Genomic DNA, 18961 nt, shown 5'->3' on the forward strand with positions numbered 1-18961 from the left:
AACAGGGCCTCAGTCGCTCCGGCGGGGCTGCACCGGGTCCGGTGCCCAGATGTCCGGTCCGGGGTCCACGGCGTGCCGGTCGGCCTCGACCCGCTCCTCGACATGGGGCACGGGGGGTGCCTGGTCGCCGGTCGCTTCGTCCAGGGACTCGGCCACCCGGAAGCCGTGCGCGCGAAGCTCGGCCGCGACCGCGTCGTCCCGCGTCACCACGGTGACGGCCGGCGCCACGAGCAGGGCCGCGGCGAGGTCCCCGGACGCGACCTCGTGCGCGGTGAGGAGGTCCACGACAACGGTGCGGCCACCACCCCCGGCGCCGGCGGCGGCAGCGGCGACCGCTCCGGCGTCGTTCGCCGTCACGCGACCGTGGACCCGCACCACGGCCACGCCGTCGAGGTGGACGACCGACACGGAAGCAGCGCTCATGGGGTCACTCTGGCAGCCCGACCGGAGTCGGCAGGTGTCTTCCCGGTGAACAGAAGCAGCCCCCAGCCGGCCAGGGTCGCGGCCGCCAGCAGGTGCCACGCCGCGTGCCACTGGACCCATGACGCCTGGTCGCACAGCGGCGACCCGGTCCGGCCCAGCCGTAGGGCGACCAGTGCCGTCATCCCCAGAGCCATGACGGTGACCACGCGTCGCCGGGTCGCCCCGGGGAGCACGCGGCACCCGCGGAGGGCCCGCACCAGCGGGACCCCGACCGCGAGCGCCACCACGACCACGAGGGACCCGTCGTGCACCGCGACCGCGACCCCGGGCTGGGGGCCGTGGTAGAGCAGACTCCCGACCCCGACCAGGGCCAGCCCGCCCGCGTACGCCCAGGAAGCGGTCCGGCGGCCGCCGGACGCTCCCGCCGTGGCCACCAGCAGCCACACACCGGCGAGTACGAACGCGAGGCTGGACCAGGCGTTGACCGGCTGGACCCACCAGCCGGTGCCGAGGGCCTCGCAGTCCGACAACCCGAGCACGGCTACCCCGTGGCATCCAGGAACGCGGAGACCAGCGCCGACGTACGACCGGGCTGCTGGAACAGGAACGCGTGCCCGGCGCCGGGCACCAGCACCAGCCGGACCCGGGGCAGCGCGGCGGCCAGCAGCCGGGAGTTCGCCGGTGGGGTGACCACATCGCCGGCGCCGGTCACCACCAGGGCCGGCACCCGGACGCGTGGCAGCGCGCGCAGGTTGGCCGACGATCGCAGCCAGGGATCCTCCGCCGCGACCATCCCGCGGTACGTCCGGTCGGGGACGACGTCGGGCGGGTAGCGGCCGGAGTCCAGCGCCGCGGCCAGCCGTCGCAGGAACGCGCGACCGTCGGCCCGGGCCGACGGCGGGAAGTTGGTGCGCAGGAACGTCCCCAGCCCGGCGTTCGGGTCTGAGTCGGCCTCCTGCACCCACCGCGGCCCGAGCACCGTGCGCGGCGACCCGGGCGAGGTCCCCGCCAGCACCAGCGCGGACACCAGCCCGGGGTGGCGGACCGCCAGCTGCTGGGCCACGAAGCCGCCCATCGACCAGCCGAGGACGTCGACCCCGTCCCGCAGGCCGACCCGGCGCAGCAGCCCGGCCACCAGGTCCGCCATCCGTGCGAAGCGGAAGGTCCCCGCGGGGACGTCGAGGTCCGACGCACCGAGCCCGGGGTAGTCCAGGACCAGGACCCGCCGCCGGTGCGCCGCCAGCGCCGCCAGCAGCGCGGGATCCCACTGCGACATCGGCGACGCGGTCCCGTTGAGCAGCAGCAGCGGGCGGCCCGCGCCCAGGCACGCGTACGCGATCCGGATGCCGTCGACCCGGAGGTGCGCGGGCACCAGGCGGACGTCGCGGGGATGCGACGGAGCCGGGAGGCAGGTGGTGCCCCGCGGGGAGATCGGGTCGGCGCCGGCGGACACGGGGACCGCGACCGTGCCGACCAGCGCGAGGGCGGCCGCGATCACCCCCACCACGGCCCGGAGCACCCGGGCACGGTACCGGTGTCGACGGCGGGCGCGGTCCCGTGCGACCGTCGTACCTGGCCGGGGCGTCGCACCGGTGTGACGAGGAGGACGGTGGTCCGATGGACCGGCACGCGGAGCTGCGCGCGGCGGGCGGCTTGATCGGCGAGGCCGCCGCAGGCACCGTCGGCATCGTGAGGGACGTCCACCGCGCGGTGTCCGACCGGGTCGAGGCCGCACTCCCGGCAGTCGCGCAGCCGGTGACCGCGGCCCAGGGGGCCGTGACTCACCTGGTGTACGCCGGCGTCGAGGCCGCGCACCGGTGGGCCCCGGTCCTCGGCGCCGAGATCTGGGCCCGGACCTCCGACGCCGAGGCTCCCCCGCCGTCGCACTCCCCGTCGGGGCGGTTCGTCGTCCCGGCCGTCAACGGCCTGTGGGGTGACCGGATCGAGGAGCGCCATCCGGCGCTGTCCGTGCCGATGGCGGTCCGGGTCGACCACCACGACACGCCCCTCGACCCCGACGGGGTGGCGGCGGCCTTCCCGACGGCCACGCCGCGACTGGTGGTGTTCCTGCACGGCCTGAGCGAGAGCGACTCCTCCTGGTGGCTGGGCTCCGGCCCGGACCGTTCGCTGCCCTCCTACGGGGACCGGCTCGCCGACGACCTCGGCACGACGGCCGTGTACGTCCGCTACAACACCGGGCGCCGGATCAGCGCCAACGGTCGGTCCCTCGCCCTCCTGCTGGACGACCTCGTCGCCGCATGGCCCGTCCCCGTGGAGCGCATCGACCTGGTCGGGCACTCGATGGGCGGGCTCGTCATCCGCAGCGCCGGCCACTACGGGGACGTCCACGACGCTGCCTGGGTACCACGGCTGGGGACGGTGGTGACTCTGGGCACCCCCCACGGCGGCTCGCACGTCGAGAAGGCCGCGCACGTGGCGGACCGACTGCTGTCACGGCTGCCGGAGAGCGCCCCGCTGGCCCGCCTGCTCGGGGCCCGCAGCGTGGGCATCAAGGACCTGCGCTACGGGCGGATCGTGGACGAGGACTGGCTGCACGACGAGGCCGAGGCGTTCCTGACCGACACGTCCACGGACGTGGCGCTGCTGGACCACGTCACCTACTACTACGTCGCTGCCGCGGTGACGCGCGACCCGCAGCACCCCGCCGGCCGACTGGTCGGCGACGGCCTGGTGCGCCACCCGAGCGCCCGCGGCGCGGCCACCACCCGCCGGGTCGCGCTGGAGTTCCACGACGGCGCCCATCTCGGCGGCGTCGGGCACCTGTCGCTGCTCAACCATGACGACGTCTACCCCCATCTGCTGCGCTGGCTGACCGCCGACTCGGGGAGCGTCGCGTCGTGACCAGCACCGAGCCGCGTACCGACGTGTGGGCCCGGGTTCCCCGCGGGATCGTGACCGGGGACGACTACATCGCCAGCCTGCGCGGGCGGGACCTGCGGGTGCACTACCTGGGCGAGCGCGTGGCCGAGCCCGTGGACCACCCGGTGGTGCGGCCGTCCGTCAACGCCGTGGCCCGGACGTACGACCTCGCGGTCGAGGACCCGGCCCTGGCCACGGCGCACTCGTCACTCACCGGACGACGGGTCAACCGCTTCCTGCACGTCGCCGAGTCCGCGGACGACGTGGTCATGCAGAACCGGATGCAGCGCCGCCTCGGGCAGGACACGGGGACCTGCTTCCAGCGCTGCGTCGGCATGGACGCGTTCAACGCGCTGTGGTCGGTCACGTACGAGTGCGACGCCGCGCACGGCACCGACTACCACGCCCGGCTGCGCTCGTTCCTGGCCTACTGCCAGGAGGAGAACCTGGTCATCGGCGGCGCGATGACCGACCCGAAGGGCGACCGGGGCAAGGGTCCGTCGCAGCAGCACGACCCCGACCTGTACACGCACGTGGTCGAGCGTCGCGACGGCGGCATCGTCATCCGCGGGGCCAAGGCCCACCAGACCGGCTGCCTCAACAGCCACTGGCTGGTCGTGATGCCGACCATGCGGATGGGCGAGGAGGACCGCGACTACGCCGTCGCGGCCGCGATCCCGGTCGACCACCCCGGGCTGACGTACGTCCTCGGCCGGCAGTCCTGCGACACGCGGGCGCTGGAGGGCGGCGACATCGACGTCGGCAACGCCCGCTACGCCGGGCAGGAGGCCCTGGTCCTCATCGACGACGTCTTCGTCCCGGACGAGTACGTGTTCCTCGACGGCGAGTTCGAGTTCGCCGCGCCCCTGGTCGAGCGGTTCACCGCCTTCCACCGGCGCTCGTACGTGTGCAAGACCGGCCTCGGCGACGTCCTCATCGGCGCCACGGCCCAGATCGCGGAGTGGCAGGGCGTGGCCCGCGCCTCGCACGTGCGGGACAAGATCGTCGAGATGGCGCACCTGAACGAGACCGTCTTCGGGACCGGCATCGCGTCGTCGTACCAGTCCACCCCGACCGCGGCCGGCAACTACCAGAACGACGGCCTGCTCGCGAACGTGTGCAAGCACAACGTGACCCGCTTCCCGTACGAGCTGGCCCGGCTCGCGCAGGACGTCGCCGGCGGGCTGGTGGCGACCATGCCCGGGGAGCGGGACCTGCTCGACCCCGAGGTCGGACCGCTGCTGCAGAAGTACCTGTCCAGCTCCCCGGACGTGCCCACCGAGCACCGGGTCCGGATGCTGCGACTGATCGAGAACCTGACCATGGGCCGCAACGCGGTGGGTTACCTCACCGAGTCCCTGCACGGCGCCGGGTCACCGCAGGCGCAGCGGGTCCAGATCGCGCGCGAGATCGACCTGGAGGCCGACAAGGCCATGGCCCGACGGCTGGCCGGCATCGACCCCCAGACGTAGCGGCTGAAACCCGCTGCGTCAGAACGACTGAGCGATCGACGACATGATCGCGTTGACGTCGTCGACGATGTCAGCGCCGCGCAGGTAGGTGAAGTCCGCCAGCGCCACCACGCCGTCCTGCCGCAGCAGCGCGAACATCACGCCCTGCACCGGGACCGACCCCTGCTGGCTGACCAGCGACCCCTCGTACTCCTGCAGCGCCGCGGACACGATGTTCGCGGAGTTGGACTGCAGCGGGACCACCTCGGCCAGCTTCAGCCCCTCGATCTGCTCCGACAGCGCGCCTTGGACGTACTGGGCGAGGACGTCCTCCGCGGTCGACTTCTGGAACCCGGCGCGGGTCAGGATCAGGGCCATCGCCTCGTCGGAGGAGATCAGCGCCGCGTTGCCCTGGTCGATCTGGTCGACCTGCCAGCCGGGCGGCAGCACGAACGTGACCGCGCCGCCGAAGTCGACCAGTTCGCCGTCCGGCACGGTCGGCTCCGGTGTCGGGGTCTCGGTGACCCCGAGGTCGGTCGGCTCCTCCGTCGGCTGGACGGTCGGCTCCTCGGTGGGGAACTCGGTCGGCTCCTCAGTCGGCAGCGGCTCCGACGTCGGGGTCGGCTGGTCGCTGATGGGTGACGGCGTGGGCTCGCCGGTGGGCTCCGCCGTCGCCGACGGCGACGCGACACTGGCCGCCTGGACCGGGCCGCCCGACCGCGCCAGCAGCAGCACGACGCCACCGGCCACCAGGACGAGGACGACGACGGCACCGACCAGGACCCACGGGTTGAGCCGGCTGCGCGCCTGCTGCGACGGCGGCGGCGTCACCGGGGGGAGCGGCGCGGCGGGGACGTAGCCGGGCGGGGGCGGCGGCGCGGGGGTGCTCATGCGGACCCCTCCCCGCCGTCAACGGGTGTGGACCCACCGGGGGCGGACCCCGCCGGCGCCGGGACGGCCGGTCGGGGGCCGGTCTTGGGCCGGGCCCGGACCGACTCACCGCACGCCACGCAGAAGAGCGCGCCCTCCAGCAGCGGCATCCGGCACTCGGCGCAGAACGTCTCCTGACCGGCGGCCCACTTGGACCCGCTGGCCCGGGCCGCCGCCTCCAGGGCGCCCTCGATGAGCCCCTTGTGCAGCGCCGTGCGGACCCGCAGCAGGGCGACGAGCGCGACCAGCAGGCCCCACAGCATGCCCAGGACGGCTCCGGTGGCGCCCTCCACCAGGCCGGTCAGGTAGAGGCCGGCCTGGAACGCGACGAGGAACAGCATCGCCTCGAGCGTGCGGACCACGAAGGTCCCGGTGAAGCCGGCGTACCCCTCTCCGAGGCCGGAGAACTGGGCCGCCGCCAGGCCGGCCGCGCTGCCGTAGACCAGCGGCTTGATCAGCGCGGCGGTGATGATGACCGACAGCCAGACCGAGCCGTCCGCGGTCTCCGCGCCGCTGCGCAGCAGCGACCAGTTGAGCACCAGCGTCTCGAACGCGGCATAGGCGACGCCCGACACGACCCCGAAGGTGAGGCCGTCCATCAGGTCGTCGAAGGCCGGGCGGGAGGCCAGGTAGAGCGGGCCGATGAGCATCAGCACCATCGCCACCACGGGGACCAGAACCGACGGCACCAGGAACTGCGTGAGGTCGAAGGTGCCCGCCTTGCGGCTCAGCGACAGCGACAGCGCATCGCCGAACAGGACGTACCGCCACAGCCAGGTGAAACCGACCGCCAGCGCGCCGCTGAGCGCGAACGCGGCCAGCACCACCGGGACCGGCGCGTCCTCCCACAGGTTCATGTCGTAGAGGTAGACGACGTAGACGACCGGCACGACGAACACGGCGGTGGCCAGCGCGAACGGCAGGGCCCCGAAGGCCCAGGCCAGAACCGGGATCGCCAACCCCACGGCCAGCGCCCACCGGTAGGTCTGGGGAGTGCGGTCCGACGCATGCGGCATGAGAGTGCTGACGACGGCGAACGAGGCCACCGACTCCGACGGGTTCGCCGCGTAGGCCGAGCGCTTCTCGGTCTCCCGCAACGAGTCCCCGCACGCCTGGCAGAAGCGGGCCGCGGCGGGGTTGCTGGTAGCGCAGCGCGGGCACGTCACCGGCGGGGCGGGCACCCCACCATCGGCGCTGTCCGACTGGTCCGACGACACGCGGCCTCCCCACGCCGGCGAGGGCGGGACACCCTCTGACGGGCCGGATGGTAGGGCACCCGGGACCTCGGCGGGAGGGTCCGTACGTACGACGGGCAAACCCTGTTCCGCGGGCCGACCCGCGCCTAGGATCCTGGCGTCCCGATCACGGGGCGCTGCAGGCTCGGGAGGGGGCGTGGCGATGGTCCGCGCACGACGGGGGCGCGCCGCCCTGGCGGGGGCCGCGATGGCGTGCGCGGCACTGGTTCTCAGCGGCTGCGCCGGCGGGTCGGCCCTGACGACCGGGCTCGGCGACACCACCCAGCCGGCCGAGTCCCCGACCGTCCTCACCTCCGACCTGTACGCCGCGTCGGTCGGAGCGGATGCGCAGCAGCAGCGCGTGGCCGAGCTCGATGCGCTCGTGCGCGAGCTGCGCAGCGCCACGACCTCCGGGTGGCAGGTCCGCCAGGACGACACCTACGGCTACGCCCGCGACCTGTCCGGCGGGCGCTTCGCGGGCCCGGGCGAGCCGGTGGACGTGGCCCAGGGGTTCCTCGAGGCCTACGGCGACGTCTTCGGCCCGGACGCCGCCGCGTCGGTGGAGTTCGTCGCCCAGCCGTACGCGGCCGACGGCGTCGCCCCGCTGCGGCTCCCCCAGGTCTACCGGGGCATCCCGGTCGACGGTGGCTCGCTCGTCGTCCCGGTCACCCGCAGCGGCGACGGCGGTGAGATCTCGCTGGTCCGCGGGACGTTGCTCCCCGTGGGCGACGTGGACACGACCCCCACGGTCACGGCGGCCCAGGCCGCCGCCACCGTCACGCGGGCGGTCGGCGCAGTGCCCGCCGGGCCGCCGGAGCTGGTCGTGTACGCGGGCCCGTCCGAGGCGCGGCTGGCGTGGCGCGCGGCGGTCACCGTGGCCGGGCAGGCCGACCGGCAGGAGACCGGCACCGGCCGCAACCTGGGACTCGACACCGGTCCGGCGATGGTGTTCGTGGACGCGCAGACCGGCGCCGTCCTGGGGAGCCGCCCGCTGGGCACCGACCCGGCGCTGACCGCAACGGGGTCGAGCGGACGCACCGCCGCCGTGCGGGCCGCGACGACCCCCGACCTGGGCAAGTACGACTTCACCCTCCCGCCGCGCGGCCGCGCGGTGAAGGTCCGCGGCACCCTGCCCGACGGCCGGACCGTCCAGGTCAACGCCGAGCGCCTCGCCGACGGGTCGCTGGCGATGGTCGACGCGACCGGGCCGAAGGCCAACCGCGCCACCAAGAAGGGGCTCATCGTCCTGTTCGACGGCAGCCGGCTCGACGGCCGGACCAACGCCGTGGGACCGGTCCTGCGCTTCCCCCGCGGCCGTCAGCCCAGCACCGACGCCGTGATGGCGATGTGGTCGGCCCGGCAGGTGCTGGACTACTACCGCACGGAGTTCGGCCGCCTGTCGTTCGACGGGAGGAACAGCCCCCTGCTCGTGGTCCTCAACTTCACGCAGGGCGACGTCTGCATGGACAACGCCTTCTTCGCCACGGTGCCCGGCGAGTCCCGGATGATGATCGGCGTCCCGTGCCCGCAGCCCAACGGCAAGCCGATGGTGCGCACGTACGCCGACCTCTACATCGTCGGCCACGAGGTGACGCACGGCGTCACGCACACCAACGCGCTGGACTTCGCCGGCGCCAACCGGGTCCAGCAGGGCGCCATCGACGAGGGCACGTCGGACTATTTCGGCGTGCTGGTGCAGAACCGCACGCTGAAGCAGATCAGCACGACCGGCGCGCACTTCGCCTGCTACGAGCTGGAGTCCGAGCCGTTCTGCGCGGAGATGACCAACGGGCAGCGGGGCCTGCGCGACATCAACAGCGGCGCCACCTTCGACGACTTCGCGTTCACCCTGGTCGACCCGTTCGGCCTGGCCACCCTCATCGGGGACGACGGGCACGTCAACAGCATGGTGTGGACCAACGCACTGTGGAAGGCACGGGTCCGCCTCGCCGGGCTGGACGGGGGCGACCTCATCAACTCCCCCCGGGCCCGTGCCTTCGACAAGGCGGTCAACCGCGCGACGACGCTGTACCTCGACAGCACCAGCGACCTGGTCGACGCGGCTGAGGCGGTGCAGCGGGCGATGACCGAGGTGAAGGGCCTCGGCGGCACCGAGCAGCGGCTGGTGCTGGAGCAGTTCCAGCTCAGCAAGCTGTGCCGCGGCTGCACCGTCCCGGCGGAGCTCGGACCGTACGTGGCCGCGTCCTCCCTGGTGAAGACCCGGCCGCAGGTGACCGGCCGGGGCGTCGTCTACACCCAGTTCGAGGGGCGGCTGCTGTCGCGCACCGTCCTGGGCGTCGCCGGTCAGCCGAGCTCGACCGCGCTGGGCCCCGGCGACCGGATGGCGCTGCGGACGGGCGCGCACGGCGACTGGGTCGCGGAGACCGTGGTGCAGATCGACGCCCGCGGCAACGAGCTGGACTCCGCGGTGCTGCGCAACATCTCCACCAAGGAGTCCGTGACCCTCTCCTCCTCGGTCGACCCCACGGTGGGTCCGGCCGTGAGCGAGACCGCCGCGGTGTGGTCCGACTGGGGCCCGCGTGGCTCGTCGGTGCGCTTCCGGCCGCTGAGCCTCGGCACCGCGAGGACGCTGGACGTCGGTCCGCCGATCGCGCACCTGGCGACCGACGGGACCCGGGTCGCGATCTACCTCGAGGACGGGACGCTCGCCCTGTGGGACACCGCGACGGACCGCGTGCGCGTGCTCGGTCAGCACGGGTTCGCCCGGGCGGGCGGGATCTTCGTCCCCAGCGGCGGGCTGGCGATGTCCGGCGACCGGATCGCCGTGATCGACGAGCCCCTCGGCGTGGGCCGGGTGATGGTGTACGACCTGGCGGCGGACAAGGTGACCACGCTGACGGAGGACGCGTCCCCGTTCGGGATCGCCCTGGACGGCGACCTGGTGGTGTGGTCCGAGGTCACCGGCCTGATGCCGGGGCTCATCAACCAGATCAGCAAGGCCGGGTTCGTCGACACCGAACTGCGCGGCTACTCGTTCGCCACCGGCACCTACTACGAGATGGCGGACCCGCGGGGCCAGCAGGGCTTCCCCGACCTGCTGGACGGCACGCTGGCGTGGCAGGACACCGTCGGCGGAAGCAACGACATCTACCAGATGGGCATCCCCGACGGCTCCTGACCGGCGGTCGCTGCGAGGACCGCGACCGTGGACTCCGCCTGGCTGACCGGAAGGACCCTTCGTGACCTACGGCATCCGTGACGTGGACGGGCGGCTTGCGGAACTGTGCGACGAGTGCGGGTTCGACGGGCGCGAGGCCATGGATCTTCGGGGGAGGCTGACGGCCGGCTACGCGGCACTGGCTGACCTGGCCCGGCACGCCGACGCGGACGTACGGCCGGAGGCGCAGACCTGGTCGGCGGTCGAGTACGCCGACCACATCGTCGAGGTGACCGTGGCGAACATCGACGGCTGCCGGGACACGCTCGGCCTGCCGCCCGTGCCGGTCGCGGTCACCCTGGGCCAGGCCGCCGAGACGGCCGTGTCGTTCGTGTCGGCCCTGACGGTCGACCAGTTGGGGACCGTGACGGACTTCTGGCCGTTCCCCGCGACCGTTGACGCCGTGTGCCAGCACCTGCTGCACGACCTGGAGCATCACGTCCTGGACGTACGTCGAGGCCTGGCCGTGATCGGACTGGCCGACGGCACAGAGGTCGTCACGACCCGCCGCTGACCGCACGCACACCGGCGGGTACCAGCAGCGGTACTAGCCGGAGACGCCGACGGTGGCCCGGCCCCGGCCCGGGGTGACTGCGGCGACCGGGTCAACCGGGACCGGACCCTCGTGCCGACGCGCGCGGACCCGCCGGGCCCACTTCTCCAGCTCCACCACGACCGGCAGCACCAGAGCCAGGCCAAGGCTGGCCAGCCACTGCCCACCCGACAGCGACGTGGTCGCCAGCAGCTTCTGGAAGAAGGTCCACTCGACCGAGACGACCATCAGGGCAGCGGGGATCGCCAGCACCTTCAGCGCGGTCATGATGGGCGGCAGCAGGCCGGACTCGGGGTCGCGCCTCATCACCAGACCGCTGAGGACGGTGCCGAACCCCATGACGACGAACGCCATCGTCATGGGGACGCTGGGCACCTCGGTGCTGAGGTCACCGGGCCCGAACAGCAGGGCGACGAGCGTCGCGACGAACAGCACCGTCCCGTAGAACAGCCACTGCCCCACCGAGCGCCGGTTGGCGATCGGCAGCGACGGGTCGCGCGGTGGCCGGTCCATGAGCCCCGGCGCCGGGGGATCCAGCACGATCGCGACCACGGCGAAGCTGGCCACGAAGAAGTTGAGGAACAGCACCATGAGCGGCGTCATCGCGACGCCCTCGTTGATGTTGAAGACGCTCGCGACGAGGAACAGCAGCACCAGGGACAGCAGCTGACTCATCTGGAACCGCACGTAGGACACGATCTTCTCGTAGATGCTGCGTCCCAGCCGGATCGCGGTGACGAGGGTGCCGAAGTGGTCATCCGTCAGGATCATCTTGGCGGCCTGCTTGGTGACCTCGCTGCCGGACCCCATCGCGACCCCGATGTCGGCCTGCTTCAGGGCAGCGGCGTCGTTGACCGCGTCACCGGTCATCGCGACGATGTCGCCGTTCTCCTGCATCAGGCGCGCCAGCCGCAGCTTGTCCTGCGGCGTCACGCGGCCGAAGACGTGGACGTTCGGCAGTGCCGCCCGCAGCTCGTCGTCGGTCATCCCGTGCAGATCGGTCCCGCTCAGCGCCCCAGGCCCCAGGCCGAGCTCGGCACCGATCGCGGCCGCGGTGATCGCGTGGTCACCGGTGATCATCCGGACCTCGATGCCCGCGTGCTGCGCGGTCCGCACGGCGTCGACCGCGCTGGGGCGCAGCGGGTCGATGATCCCGACCATGCCGACGAACGCGAGGTCCTGGACGAAGGACATCGGGTCGGCTCCGACCTCGTCCTCGTGACCGCTGACGTCGCGGATCGCGAAGGCCAGAACCCGCAGGCCCTTCTCGGACATCTCGCGGTTGGCGTCGAGGATCTGCTGACGCACCTGGTCCAGCGGCACGGGGGTCTCGGAGTCCAGGAACGCGCTGGCGCATCGGTCCAGGACGACGTCCGGGCCTCCCTTGACCAGTTCGAGCAGGAGGTGCTGACCGTGGCGGTCGGTGACGTGGTGGAACGTCGCCATGAACTTGTACGCGGAGTCGAACGGGACCTCCGCCACCCGGGGGTAGGCGCGCCGGGTCTCCTCGGCGTCGACCCCGACCTTGGCGGCCAGGACCACGAGCGCCGCCTCGGTGGGGTCCCCGACCACGTCGCCGGAGTCGGAGACGGTCGCGTCGCTGTCGAGGCACAGGCCGAGCGCGAGGTTGGTGAAGTCGGGCTCCGCCTCGCCGGCGGCGTGCCGGATCGCACCGGACTTCTTGTAGCCCTCCCCCTCCACCGTGTACCAGTGCCCGCGGTAGTACAGGGACCGCACCATCATCTCGTTCATCGTGAGGGTGCCGGTCTTGTCCGAGTTGATGGCGCTGGTCGCGCCGAGCGTCTCCACGTCGGTGAGGTTCTTCACCACGGCCTGGTGCTCGGCGAGCTGACGAGCGCCGTACGACAGCATCCCCTGCACGAACGTGGGCAGGCCGGTGGGGATGGCGGAGATGGCCATCGCGATGCCGAGGAGGAGGACGGACTGCCAGTCCTGGCCGCGGAGCAGGCCGAGGACGACGATGAGGGCCACCGCACCCCAGGCGATGACGCCCAGCACCTTGGTGAGCCCGTCCAGCTCGCGCTGCAGCGGTGACCGGCTCGGGGGCACCGCCGACAGCATCGCCGCGATCTGGCCCATCTGGGTCCGCATCCCGGTGGCCACGACGACCATGCCGGCCGTGCCCCGCGTGACCGAGGTGTTCTGGAACACCATGTCCGAGCGGTCTCCGAGCGCGACGTCCTCGTCCGGCAGGACCCCGGGGTCCTTCGCCACGGGGGCGCTCTCCCCGGTGAGGGCTGCCTCCTGCGTCTCCATGCTGGCGGAGCGCACCAACCGCCCGTCGGCGGGCACCAGGTCGCCGGCCTCCAGGTTGACCAGGTCCCCCACCACCAGGTCGGTGGCGGGGACCTGGACCAGCGATCCGCCGCGCACCACCCGGGCCTGCGGGATCTGCATCTTCGCCAGGGCGTCCACGCTGGCCCGCGCCGCCATCTCCTGCCGGGTGCCGAGCACCACGTTCAGCACGACCAGGACCGCTACCAGGATTCCGGTGGAGATCTGACCGATGAGCAGGCTGACCACGGCCACGGCGACCAGCATCAGGTTCATCGGGTCCTTGAGCTGGGTCAGGGCCACCGCCCACACGGAGGGCTGGGGCTCGGCCGCGACGGCGTTGGGGCCGTCGGCCGCGAGTCGCCGTGCGGCCTCGTCCGGCGTGAGGCCGCTGGCGAGGTCGGTGCCGACCTGCGCCGCCACGTCGTCAGGGGTGAGCGACCACCACCGACGCTCCCCCTGCTCCGCCGCTGCCGTCGATGCCGTCGGTGCCGTCATGACCGCCTCCCTGAGGATCTCCGTGCCACCATAGGCCGGTTCGACGGACCGGCGTCGAGGTGCGGAAGTGGAGTCCGATGGCGTCTGATGCGGCGGCGGCCCCGACGGGGTCGGCCGATGGCCCGGCCGAGACCTCGCCACCCGGGGGGTCCGGGCGCTCCCTCGAGGTCACCCTCTCGCCGGCGAACATCTGGCGGGTCGGGTTCACCGTCGTCGGCGTCATCGCCATCGCGCTGTTCCTGTCCTTCGTCCTCGACGACGGCGGCAGCGTCATCTTCACCGTGCTGATGTCGTGGTTCGCGTCCCTGGCGATGGCGCCCGCGGTCGACCGGCTGGCCCGGCACATGCGCCGCGGCGTCGCGACGATGATCGTGATGATCAGCTTCATCCTGGCGGTGGCGCTGTTCCTGCTCGCCTTCGGGAACCTCCTCGTGCAGCAGATCGCGGAGATCATCGACTCGGTGCCCAGCCTGCTCGAGTCCGCGCTGGCCTGGGTCAACACGACGTTCGACATGAGCCTCAGCGTCAACGACATCCTCAACTCGCTGAACCTCAGCCCCAGCCAGATCGCGGAGATCGCCGCCGAGGTCGGGGTCAACGTCCTCGGGGTCCTCGGGTCCGTCCTCGGGGCCGTGTTCAGCATCTTCACGTTCGGGCTGTTCACGTTCTACCTCTCGGCCGACGGTCCGCGGTTCCGCCGTTGGGTGGCCGCCCTGTTCCCGGCGCGGATCCAGGCGGTCGTCGTCAACGTCTGGGACCTCACCGCGGTCAAGACCGGCAACTACATCAGCGCCCGGGTGGTGCTCGCCGCCATCAACAGCGCCACGACGGGGATCGTGTTCCTCATCATCGACATGCCGTACTGGCTGGCGCTGGCACTGTGGACCGGCATCGTGGCCCAGTTCGTGCCCACGATCGGTACGTACATCGCGATCATCCTGCCGGTCATCGTCGGCCTGCTCAGCGACAACCCGTGGGTGGGCGTGTACGCGCTGGTCTGGGCCCTGCTCTACCAGCAGGTGGAGAACCTCACCATCGAACCGAAGATCAGCGCCCGCGCGGTCAACGTGAACCCCGCCGTGTCGTTCGGCGCGGTCATGCTGGGAGCCGCGCTGTTCGGCGTGGCTGGCGCCTTCCTCGCGGTGCCGGTGGCGGCCATGCTGCTGGCGCTGCTGGACATCTACGCGAAGCGGCACGAGCTGCTGCCTCAGCTGCGCGACCCCGAGGCGGAGTTCGACCTGGGAGAGTCGGGCACGGTCATCGACGAGAGCAGCGTCGCCGCCGCGGAGAAGGCGGAGGGCTAGGGCTGCACCCCGGCGTCGCGCCGGTCGGCGAAGAAGCGCCGCACCAGCGCGCCGCACTCGTCCGCCAGGACGCCGCCGACCACCTCCGGCCGGTGCGCGATCCGGCGGTCACGCACCAGGTCCCAGGCCGATCCCGCGGCACCGTAGGCGTCGTTCCACGCGCCGAACACGAGCCGGTCCACCCGGGCCAGCACCAGCGCGCCCGCGCACATCGGGCACGGCTCCATCGTGACGACCAGGGTGCACCCGTCCAGCCGCCAGTGGCCCACCGCGGCGGCGGCCTCGCGCAGGGCCACGACCTCGGCGTGCGCGGTCGGGTCACCGGTGAGCTCACGCTCGTTGACACCGCGGCCCACCACGATGCCGTCCGGGTCCAGGACCACGGCTCCCACGGGGACGTCGTCGGACGCGGGTGCCCCCTCCGCCAGGGCCAGGGCCAGCCGCATGGCCGCAACGTGGTCGGACGCCCGGGCGCCCACGTCGCTCATGCCAGCGCGCGCTCGACCTCGGTGGCGAAGCCCAGCCGGGATGCGATGGACGCCAACTGCTCGTCGGGGAACAGCTCCGGGTCGCTGCACAGCACGTCCAGCTCGGCCGCGTCCATCCCGAGGTCGGCCAGCAGCGTCACGTCACCCGCCGGCTCCGGCTCGTCCAGCTCGTCCTCGTCGTCGGGCAGCTCGATGCCGAGCAGGTCGGCGGCCTGCTCCGCCAGCGGCCAGTCGTACGCGGCGTTGAGGTCGGACAGCACCAGCCGCACCGACTCCCCGGCGACCCGGATCACCAGCAGGAACTCGTCGGCCACCGACACGAACCCGAGGGAGCCGCCCTCACCGGGCAGCTGCCGCAGCGCCTTCACCAGCGTGTCCAGGCCCTCGGCGACGCGGGGAGGCATCGACGAGACCGACCATCGGCCCTCCTCCCGCCAGGCAGCCAACGCGAAGTCGAGCGCCTCGTCGTTCACGTGGACCTCCTGCGGTCACCGGCCGACGCCGTGGGGCGTCGGTCGGCATCGTGGCACGGTGGGCCCGACGGCGTCACCGGGTCCGGGCGACCTGTGGCAGATCTCTCCCCGTGCCCGCGCCCCCACCGGGGCGGCACTAGCCTCGCGGCATGCGCACCCTCGTGGCCGACCACCCGCTCATCGCCCACAAGCTGACGACCCTGCGTGACGAGCGCACCGAGTCGCCGACCTTCCGCGCGCTGACGGAGGAACTGGTGACGCTGCTCGCGTACGAGGCCACCCGGGGACTGCGGACCCGGCCGATGACCGTGACGACTCCGGTGGCGGAGGCCCGCGGGGTGCACCTGGACGCGCCCAAGCCGTTGGTGGTCCCGATCCTGCGCGCCGGGCTGGGCATGCTCGACGGGATGGTGCGGCTCATGCCGACGGCCGAGGTCGGCTTCCTCGGCATGGTCCGCGACGAGGAGTCCCTGATCGCGCACACGTACGCCGACCGGCTGCCCTCCGACATCAGCGGCCGCCAGGTGTACGTACTCGACCCGATGCTCGCGACCGGCGGCACCCTGGTGGCCGCGATCGACCTGCTGCTGGAGCGGGGGGCGCGCGACGTCACCGCGATCTGCCTGCTGGCGGCCCCGGAGGGGCTGCAGCGCGTCGAGCAGGCGTACCTCGACCGCGACGTGGACGTCACCGTCGTGACGGCGGCGCTGGACACCCGGCTCAACGACAAGGGCTACATCGTCCCCGGCCTCGGTGACGCCGGCGACCGCCTCTACGGCGTGGTCTGACCGTCGGCCCGGTCCCGACGCGCCTCCTTCGCCTGGTACAGCGCGTCGTCGGCCCGCGCGAGCGCCTCGTACACGCTCTCGTCGGCCGACCAGGACGCCACGCCCCCCGTCCACACTCCCGGCGCCCCCGTACGCAGCCTCGCGAGTAGCGCCTCCGCCTGCGCCGAGTCGGTGCCGGGCAGCACGAGGGCGAACTCGTCGCCCCCGTAGCGTGCCAGCAGGTCGCCGGCCCGCAGCTGCGGCGACCAGTCAGCGACGAGATCCCGCAGCAGGTCGTCCCCGGCGCGGTGCCCCTGGGTGTCGTTGAAGCGCTTGAAGTCGTTGAGGTCGATCAGCGCGACCGACGCGGCAGCGCCGGACCGGGCCACGACACCCCGCACGATCCGGCTGCGGGTCTCGAGGCCATAGCGGTTCAGCGAGCCGGTCAGGGCGTCGTGCTCGGCCTGGAACCTCAGCCGGTGCGCCAGGCTGGAGACCAGGAAGGCCACGCCGGCGACGGTGCCGGAGACGCCGAAGGCCCAGACCAGGGCACCCGGCAGCACGGGATTGAGCGCCAGGGCGATCACCCACGCACCCAGCAGCAGGGCGAGCAGGAAGCCCAGCGCCCGTCGCGACACGTAGAGGGCGGCGAAGACGGCGGGCAGCACCAACGCCAGCCCGGCGCCTACCTGGCCCTGCGGAGTCCTCACGAAGAGCGTGACGGCCGCGAACACCAGCCCGGTCACGGCCGCCGAGACGCCCAGCCACGAGGCGGGCAGGCGCGGCACCGCGAGCAGGGTGAATCCGGCCAGCGCCAGGCAGCACAGCGAGAGGGTCCCGTACACCGCCTGCGGCGTCACCGGAAGGGGCGGGAACAGGGCGAACAGTGCGAGGACCACGCCGAAGAAGACCTGGATGCCGGCGAGCACAGACCCGGGGGCGGACGGCCGCACCCGTCGCGTGACCGGCCGATCGTCCCGCCCGGAGCCCGGACGCGGGTGGAGCTCGCCGGCTGACCCGCTCATACCACCACGCTAGGAACTGCCGAGCGCCGTGTCCTGCTCAGAGCGCCCGGAGGATGTCCTCGACCCGGTCCTTGGCGTCGCCGAACAGCATCGCGCTGTTGTCGCGGAAGAAGAGCGGGTTCTGCACCCCGGCGTAGCCCGACGCCATCGACCGCTTGAAGATGATGACCTGGCCGGACTCCCACACCCGCAGCACCGGCATGCCGGCGATGGGGCTGGCCGGGTCGTCCTCCGCGGCCGGGTTCACCGTGTCGTTGGCGCCGATGACCAGCACGACGTCGGTGTCCGGGAAGTCGTCGTTGATCTCGTCCATCTCCAGGACGATGTCGTAGGGCACCTTCGCCTCGGCGAGCAGCACGTTCATGTGGCCGGGCAGCCGGCCCGCCACCGGGTGGATGCCGAAACGCACCTCGACACCGGCCTCCCGCAGCTTGCGGGTGAGCTCGGCGACCCCGTGCTGCGCCTGCGCCACCGCCATCCCGTACCCCGGGGTGATGATGACGGACTTGGCGTTCACCAGCAGGTCCGCCGCCTGCTCGGCGTCGACGACGTTGGGCTCGCCGTACTCCGTGGAGTCGGTCGGCCCCGCCTCGATGCCGAAGCCCCCGGCGATGACGGAGATGAACGAGCGGTTCATCGCCTTGCACATGATGTACGACAGGTAGGCACCGGAGGAGCCGACGAGGGCGCCGGTGATGATGAGCAGGTCGTTCTCGAGCAGGAAGCCCGATGCCGCTGCTGCCCACCCGGAGTAGCTGTTGAGCATCGACACCACGACGGGCATGTCACCGCCGCCGATGGACGCGACCAGGTGCCAGCCGAGCAGCAGGGCGATCACCGTGACGACGATCAGCAGCCACAGTTGCGGCGTGATCACGAACCACACCGTCAGGGCGGCGAAGGCCACCAGCGCGCCGATGTTGAGGGCGTTCTTGCCCGGCAGCACCATCGGCTTGGAGTCCATCCGTGCCGACAGCTTGAGGAACGCGACGATCGACCCGGTGAACGTCACCGCACCGATGAACACGCCGATGAAGACCTCGGCGTGGTGGATCCCCAGCGTCCCCTGCAGCTCGAGCAGCGCCACCTCGGCCGGGTCGGCCCCGCCCTCGACGAGCAGGTAGCCGTTCCACCCCACCAGGACCGCGGCCAGGCCGACGAACGAGTGCAGCAGCGCGATCAGCTCGGGCATGCCGGTCATCTCGACCACGCGCGCCCGCCACAGCCCGACGCCGGCGCCGACGACCATCGCGACGCCGATCAGGATCAGGCCCAGCGAGTCGATGTCACGGGTGACCGCCAGGGCGATCGTCGCCACCAGGGCGACCGCCATGCCGGCGATGCCGTAGTTGTTGCCGGCCTTGGCCGTCTCGTGCTTGGACAGCCCGGCCAGGGCCATGATGAACAGCAGCGCAGCGACGAGGTACGCCGCTACGGCGATGGACTCGACGGTCATGTCGG

Annotated in this window: 16 protein-coding genes; 6 read left to right on the forward strand and 10 right to left on the reverse strand. The window is 72.6% G+C overall.

Annotation, left to right across the window (positions count from 1 at the left end; translation table 11 throughout):
• Positions 1–9: 9 nt before the first annotated feature.
• The 3 genes from R2737_07550 to R2737_07560 are packed head-to-tail and all read right to left on the reverse strand — an operon-like array spanning position 10 to position 1942.
• A complete protein-coding gene (locus tag R2737_07550) occupies positions 10–423 on the reverse strand; it encodes a hypothetical protein (protein ID MEZ5116106.1) in 414 nt (137 codons plus the stop codon).
• Positions 420–962: a hypothetical protein gene (locus R2737_07555; GenBank protein MEZ5116107.1), complete on the reverse strand. Its 543-nt coding sequence runs from the start codon at positions 960–962 to the stop codon at positions 420–422. Before R2737_07555 ends, R2737_07550 begins: the two co-directional genes overlap by 4 nt.
• Positions 963–964: 2 nt before the next feature.
• Positions 965–1942, reverse strand: a complete 978-nt coding sequence (locus R2737_07560; protein MEZ5116108.1) for an alpha/beta fold hydrolase — start codon at positions 1940–1942, stop codon at positions 965–967.
• 98 nt (positions 1943–2040) lie between these two features.
• Here R2737_07560 and R2737_07565 point away from each other — a divergent pair, with 98 nt between their 5' ends.
• Together R2737_07565 and R2737_07570 are read left to right on the forward strand one after the other, a co-directional pair.
• Complete coding sequence (locus R2737_07565) at positions 2041–3285, forward strand: hypothetical protein (GenBank protein MEZ5116109.1); 1245 nt, start codon at positions 2041–2043, stop codon at positions 3283–3285.
• The gene (locus R2737_07570; GenBank protein MEZ5116110.1) at positions 3282–4775 is read left to right on the forward strand and encodes a 4-hydroxyphenylacetate 3-hydroxylase N-terminal domain-containing protein; all 1494 of its coding nucleotides are present in this window, start codon (positions 3282–3284) and stop codon (positions 4773–4775) included. Before R2737_07565 ends, R2737_07570 begins: the two co-directional genes overlap by 4 nt.
• Positions 4776–4793: 18 nt before the next feature.
• On the opposite strand, the gene R2737_07575 is transcribed toward R2737_07570, so the two are convergent.
• A complete protein-coding gene (locus R2737_07575; GenBank protein ID MEZ5116111.1) occupies positions 4794–5645 on the reverse strand; it encodes a hypothetical protein in 852 nt (283 codons plus the stop codon).
• A complete protein-coding gene (locus R2737_07580; GenBank protein MEZ5116112.1) occupies positions 5642–6865 on the reverse strand; it encodes a zinc ribbon domain-containing protein in 1224 nt (407 codons plus the stop codon). Before R2737_07580 ends, R2737_07575 begins: the two co-directional genes overlap by 4 nt.
• Positions 6866–7082: 217 nt before the next feature.
• On the opposite strand from R2737_07580, the gene R2737_07585 reads away from it, so the two are divergent.
• Both R2737_07585 and R2737_07590 read left to right on the forward strand, forming a co-directional pair.
• Entirely contained in the window at positions 7083–10058 is a 2976-nt protein-coding gene (locus R2737_07585) for a hypothetical protein (protein ID MEZ5116113.1), read from the forward strand.
• Positions 10059–10119: 61 nt separating this feature from the next.
• A complete protein-coding gene (locus tag R2737_07590; protein ID MEZ5116114.1) occupies positions 10120–10611 on the forward strand; it encodes a hypothetical protein in 492 nt (163 codons plus the stop codon).
• Between the two features lie 33 nt (positions 10612–10644).
• Here the strand turns inward: R2737_07590 and R2737_07595 are convergent, their stop codons facing one another.
• Positions 10645–13443: a cation-translocating P-type ATPase gene (locus R2737_07595; GenBank protein ID MEZ5116115.1), complete on the reverse strand. Its 2799-nt coding sequence runs from the start codon at positions 13441–13443 to the stop codon at positions 10645–10647.
• Positions 13444–13520: 77 nt separating this feature from the next.
• Here R2737_07595 and R2737_07600 point away from each other — a divergent pair, with 77 nt between their 5' ends.
• Positions 13521–14747: an AI-2E family transporter gene (locus R2737_07600; protein ID MEZ5116116.1), complete on the forward strand. Its 1227-nt coding sequence runs from the start codon at positions 13521–13523 to the stop codon at positions 14745–14747.
• Here R2737_07600 and R2737_07605 read toward each other — a convergent pair.
• Both R2737_07605 and R2737_07610 read right to left on the reverse strand, forming a co-directional pair.
• The gene (locus tag R2737_07605; GenBank protein ID MEZ5116117.1) at positions 14744–15235 is read right to left on the reverse strand and encodes a nucleoside deaminase; all 492 of its coding nucleotides are present in this window, start codon (positions 15233–15235) and stop codon (positions 14744–14746) included. The two genes, R2737_07600 and R2737_07605, sit on opposite strands and share 4 nt — an antisense overlap.
• Entirely contained in the window at positions 15232–15708 is a 477-nt protein-coding gene (locus tag R2737_07610) for a tRNA adenosine deaminase-associated protein (protein ID MEZ5116118.1), read from the reverse strand. The genes R2737_07605 and R2737_07610 overlap by 4 nt, the downstream gene beginning before the upstream one ends.
• Before the next feature lie 149 nt (positions 15709–15857).
• On the opposite strand from R2737_07610, the gene upp reads away from it, so the two are divergent.
• Positions 15858–16496: a uracil phosphoribosyltransferase gene (gene upp / locus R2737_07615; protein MEZ5116119.1), complete on the forward strand. Its 639-nt coding sequence runs from the start codon at positions 15858–15860 to the stop codon at positions 16494–16496.
• On the opposite strand, the gene R2737_07620 is transcribed toward upp, so the two are convergent.
• Together R2737_07620 and pntB are read right to left on the reverse strand one after the other, a co-directional pair.
• Entirely contained in the window at positions 16481–17500 is a 1020-nt protein-coding gene (locus R2737_07620; protein MEZ5116120.1) for a diguanylate cyclase, read from the reverse strand. The two genes, upp and R2737_07620, sit on opposite strands and share 16 nt — an antisense overlap.
• Before the next feature lie 37 nt (positions 17501–17537).
• Entirely contained in the window at positions 17538–18956 is a 1419-nt protein-coding gene (gene pntB / locus R2737_07625) for a Re/Si-specific NAD(P)(+) transhydrogenase subunit beta (GenBank protein MEZ5116121.1), read from the reverse strand.
• Positions 18957–18961: the final 5 nt, after the last annotated feature.

This window comes from Candidatus Nanopelagicales bacterium, from assembly GCA_041393815.1.
Taxonomy (GTDB): domain Bacteria; phylum Actinomycetota; class Actinomycetes; order S36-B12; family JAWKJK01; genus JAWKJK01.